The organism is Aeromonas sp. R1-1 (assembly GCF_040908495.1).
GTDB classification, from domain to species: Bacteria; Pseudomonadota; Gammaproteobacteria; order Enterobacterales; family Aeromonadaceae; genus Aeromonas; species Aeromonas veronii.
Map to the genome: position 1 here is coordinate 1 of NZ_JBFODV010000041.1, position 4,533 is coordinate 4,533.

Annotated in this window: 4 protein-coding genes; 3 read left to right on the top strand and 1 reads right to left on the bottom strand. The window is 60.4% G+C overall.

Features of this window, described 5'->3' with window-relative positions:
- A partial coding sequence (locus AB5Y92_RS01925) for an isocitrate dehydrogenase kinase/phosphatase AceK regulatory subunit (RefSeq protein ID WP_368225346.1) occupies window positions 1–164 on the bottom strand: 164 nt, incomplete at its 3' end.
- A gap of 206 nt (window positions 165–370) precedes the next feature.
- Here AB5Y92_RS01925 and AB5Y92_RS01930 point away from each other — a divergent pair.
- From AB5Y92_RS01930 to thrB, 3 genes are all read left to right on the top strand, one after another.
- The gene (locus AB5Y92_RS01930; protein ID WP_100654199.1) at window positions 371–1,078 is read left to right on the top strand and encodes a tRNA/rRNA methyltransferase; all 708 of its coding nucleotides are present in this window, start codon (window positions 371–373) and stop codon (window positions 1,076–1,078) included.
- A 250-nt stretch (window positions 1,079–1,328) separates the two neighbouring features.
- A complete protein-coding gene (gene thrA, locus AB5Y92_RS01935) occupies window positions 1,329–3,806 on the top strand; it encodes a bifunctional aspartate kinase/homoserine dehydrogenase I (protein ID WP_368225342.1) in 2,478 nt (825 codons plus the stop codon).
- Between the two features lie 2 nt (window positions 3,807–3,808).
- Window positions 3,809–4,533: homoserine kinase (gene thrB / locus AB5Y92_RS01940; RefSeq protein WP_368225344.1), on the top strand; the 725-nt coding region annotated here is incomplete at its 3' end.

Here is a 4,533-nt window from a genome sequence, read left to right on the forward strand (position 1 = left end):
TCATAGAGGCGAATTCGCTCGCGCCCGGCGAGCTGCACCCCCAGCCAGTCACTGTTCTCGAAGCGGCTCTTGCTGCCCTGGGTTATCTCGAGAAACCGGCTGTAAAACGACTCGAAGCGTTGCAGGATAGTCTCGGCGACGGCCTGTTCCAATGGCTGCTGCATCTCTCTCTTCCTTGTGATCTGTCGGGCCGATAGCGCGAAGGATTGGGTGTAATTTGTTCACACGTCAGGCCACTATCGCAACATTCAAACGTCTGTTCAAGTGGCAATTTTCGGGGATAAACTGTAGATTGCGCCCCTGTTTTGGTAATGGTTTAGCGACTGTTTGCTGTCTGTTTGAGAGGCCGTCCGGCCTGCGAGGAAACCCGATGAAGCTCTATTTTGTCCTGGTGGCACCTGCCCGACCTGCGAATGTGGGGGCGGCTGCCCGCGCCATGAAAACCATGGGATTCGATGCCATGCGACTGGTGGCGAGCCGGGTACACGAAGAGGAGGAGGCGAGCTGGGTGGCCCACGGCGCCCAGGAGATCCTGACTCAGGCCGAAGCGTTCGATACCCTGCCCGAGGCGCTGGCGGACATGGATCTGGTGATCGCCACCACTGCCCGCGAGCGTGGTCGCTACCAGCACTACCTCACGCCGGGGGAGATCCGCGAGCAGATCCGCAGCAAGCCTTCACTCAACAAGGTCGCCATCGTCTTTGGCTGCGAGGAGTCGGGGCTCTCCAACGAGCAGCTGGCCGAGGTCGACCTCATCAGCTATTTGCCCCTCAAGGTTAGCTACCCCTCCCTTAATCTGGGGCAGGCGATCATGCTCTACGCCTACGAGATGAGTCAGCTGATGGATGAGCTGAACGCCGACGGAGGCGCTGCGGTAGCAGAAAATTTTGATAACGCCGGGCAGGTTCGGGTGCTGAAAAGCAAAACAGCAGAATTGCTTGGTGAACTCGGAGTTTCGCAGGATGAAAAACTGCATCAATGGGTGATGGACCGGGTGCCCATGCTGCCGCAGCGGGATTTGAACATGCTCCACCTGCTCTGCAAAGACCTTGCGCGCAAGCTTGGTAAAGAGGTTTAAGTTGACAGCCCATCGCCCGCCGCGGTATTGCTAAAAGCCAGCTTCGTCAACGAGTGTTCGTCATGCAGTTATTCACCAACGTCATCACCACCACCATTATTACCGGTACCACCACAGGTGGCACTGGGGCCGGTTGATGCGCTGACGAACAAGCACAGAAATCAAAAAAGGCCCGTACCCACCCAGTACGGGCCTTTTTGTTGGATTGGTTTTTAGATTGAATTTCATAGATTTACAGGGAGAGAAAGCGATGAGAGTGTTGAAATTTGGCGGGTCTTCACTGGCCGATGCAGAGCGTTTTTTACGGGTGGCCGATATCGCGGTCAACACCCACGGCCAATCTCAGGTAGCCCTGGTGCTCTCTGCACCAGCCAAGGTGACCAATCATCTGGTGGCGCTGGTGGAACAGACCAGCCGCGGCATGGATGCCAGCAGTACCCTGTTTGAAGTGAACGGTATCTTCTCCCGCCTGCTGGCCGGGTTGAAGGCGGCTTATCCGGCGCTGGATGACAAGGCGCTGCAGGCACGCCTGACCAGCGAACTGGATCAGGTGGAGCGGCTGATGCAGGGCATCCGCCTGCTGGGGCTCTGCCCGGACAACGTGCAGGCGCGCATCCTGAGCCGTGGCGAGAACCTCTCCATCGCCTTTATGCACGAACTGCTGCGGGTGCGTGGCCTCGAACTGGGTCTTATCGTACCGGAAGAGCTGCTGGTGACCGATGGCGGCTATCTGGAAGCTCACGTCGATATCGAAGCCTCCCGGGTGCGCTTTGCCGCCAGGGGCTTGCGTCCTGTTGTGGCAGAAAAGCAGCAATGTCTCTATCTGATGCCGGGCTTTACCGGCGGTAGCGACAAGGGGGAAACCGTGCTGCTGGGCCGCAACGGCTCCGACTACTCCGCCGCCGTATTGGCCGCCTGCGTCGATGCCGAGTGTTGCGAGATCTGGACTGATGTCGAGGGCTGCTACAGCTGTGACCCGCGTCTGGTGCCGGATGCTTACTTACTGAAAACCCTCTCCTACAAGGAGGCGATGGAGCTCTCCTACTTCGGCGCCAAGGTGCTGCACCCGAAAACCATCGCGCCGGTGGCCCAGTTCCATATTCCCTGCCTTATCAAGAACAGCTTCAACCCGCAGGGGCCGGGCACCCTGATCGGCCCCGAGAGCGGCGATGACGACCTCAAAGTGAAGGCCATCTCGGATCTCTCCTGCATGTGCATGTTCAACGTCTCCGGTCCCGGCATGAAGGGGATGGTCGGCATGGCCGGTCGCATCTTCTCCGCCGTCTCCCGCGCCGGGGTCAGCATTGTGCTGATCACTCAATCCTCTTCCGAGTACAGCGTCAGCTTCTGTATCCACAGCTACGACAGCGACAAGACCCGCAAGGTGCTGGAGCGCGAGTTCGAGCTGGAGTTCAAAAACCAGCTGCTGGAGCCGCTGGATATCATCAGCGATCTGGCGATCATCTCCCTCATCGGTGACGGCATGCGCACCAGCAAGGGAATGGCGGCCCGCTTCTTCACCTCACTGGCGCAAGCCTCCATCAATATCGTCGCTATCGCGCAGGGCTCTAGCGAGCGCTCCATCTCGGCGGTGGTGCGGGATCGCAAGGTGGCGGAAGCGATCAAGGCGTGCCACCAGAACTTCTTTGGCAGCCAGCAGTTTATCGATCTGTTTGTGGTCGGGGTCGGCGGCGTAGGTGCCGCGCTGGTGGATCAGATTGCCCGCCAGCAACCGGTACTGGCCGAGCAGGGCACTGGCCTGCGGGTAGTGGGCATCGCCAACAGCCGCCAGATGGCGGTCAACAAGGATGGTCTGAACCTCGCCAACTGGCGTGAACAGCTGGTGGAAGCCCGCGACAGCTTCTCGCTGGAAGGGGTGAAAAAGCTGGTGGAAGATAGCCACATCATCAACCCGGTGATCGTTGACTGCACCTCCTCCGAGGCGGTGGCCGTCCAGTATGCCGACTTCCTCGCCGCCGGTTTCCACGTGGTCACCCCCAACAAGAAGGCCAACACCGGCTCGCTCGATTACTACAAGGCGCTGCGTCGCACCGCCCGCCAGACTCGCCGCAAGTTCCTGTATGAAACCAACGTGGGCGCCGGTTTGCCGGTTATCGAGAACCTGCAGAACCTTATCAAGGCCGGTGACAAGCTGCGCGCCTTCGATGGCATCCTCTCCGGTTCCCTCTCCTTTATCTTCGGCAAGCTGGACGAGGGGATGGCGTTCTCCGAGGCGACTCAAATCGCTCGCAGCAACGGCTTTACCGAGCCGGATCCCCGCGACGATCTCAACGGCATGGATGTGGCGCGCAAGCTGCTCATTCTGGCTCGCGAGGCGGGCATGGCGCTGGAGCTCTCCGATGTCGAGGTAGAGCAGGCGCTGCCACCGGGCTTTGATGTGAGCGGCGATGTAGAAGCCTTTATGGCCCGTCTGCCGGAGGCCGATGGCTGGTTCCGCGACCAGTTCGCCGCCGCCCAGCGTGAAGGCAAGGTGTTGCGCTATGTGGGTTCCATCGAGGGTGGCAAGTGCAAGGTGGCCATCAAGGCGGTCGGTGGTGACGAGCCGCTGTTCAAGGTCAAAGACGGGGAGAACGCGCTCGCCTTCTTCTCCACCTACTACCAGCCGATCCCGCTGGTGCTGCGCGGCTATGGCGCCGGTACCGAAGTGACCGCGGCGGGCGTCTTTGCCGACGTGCTGCGCACCCAGAACTGGAAGCAGGAGCTATAAGCATGAGTTCAGAGATGAACCCCTATATGGCGGAAGGCGCCATGGGTAATGACAGAAGTGTGGTCGCCTATGCACCCGCCTCCAGCGCCAACCTGAGCGTGGGTTTCGATGTACTGGGGGCGGCGCTCGCCCCCGTGGATGGCTCTCTGCTCGGCGATCGGGTGCAGGTAAAAGCGGCTGACGTGCCTTTTGCCCTCTCATCTGTGGGCCGCTACGCCCACAAGCTGCCGGACGATCCGAAAAAGAATATCCTGTTCGACTGCTGGGTAGCCTATGGCGAGGCGCTTGAGAAGCGCGGCCTTAAACTCAAGCCGCTCGAAATGGTGCTGGAGAAGAACCTGCCGGTGGGCTCGGGGCTGGGGTCCAGCGCCTGTAGCGTGGTGGCGGCCCTTGAAGGGCTCAACGCCTTTCACGGCGCGCCGCTTGATGAGCACGACATGCTGCTGCTGATGGGGGAGATGGAAGGCAAGATCTCCGGCTCCGTCCACTACGACAACGTGGCCCCCTGTTATCTCGGCGGCATGCAGCTGGTGCTGGAAGAGCACGGCGTTATCAGTCAGGGGATTCCGGTGTTCGATCAGTGGTACTGGGTGGTCTGCTACCCGGGCACTGTGGTCTCCACCGCCGCGGCCCGCGCAATCCTGCCGGCCCAATATCGCCGTCAGGATTGCCTCACCTACGGTCGTCGCCTGGCTGCCTTTGTCCACGCCAGCTATACCGGACAGGA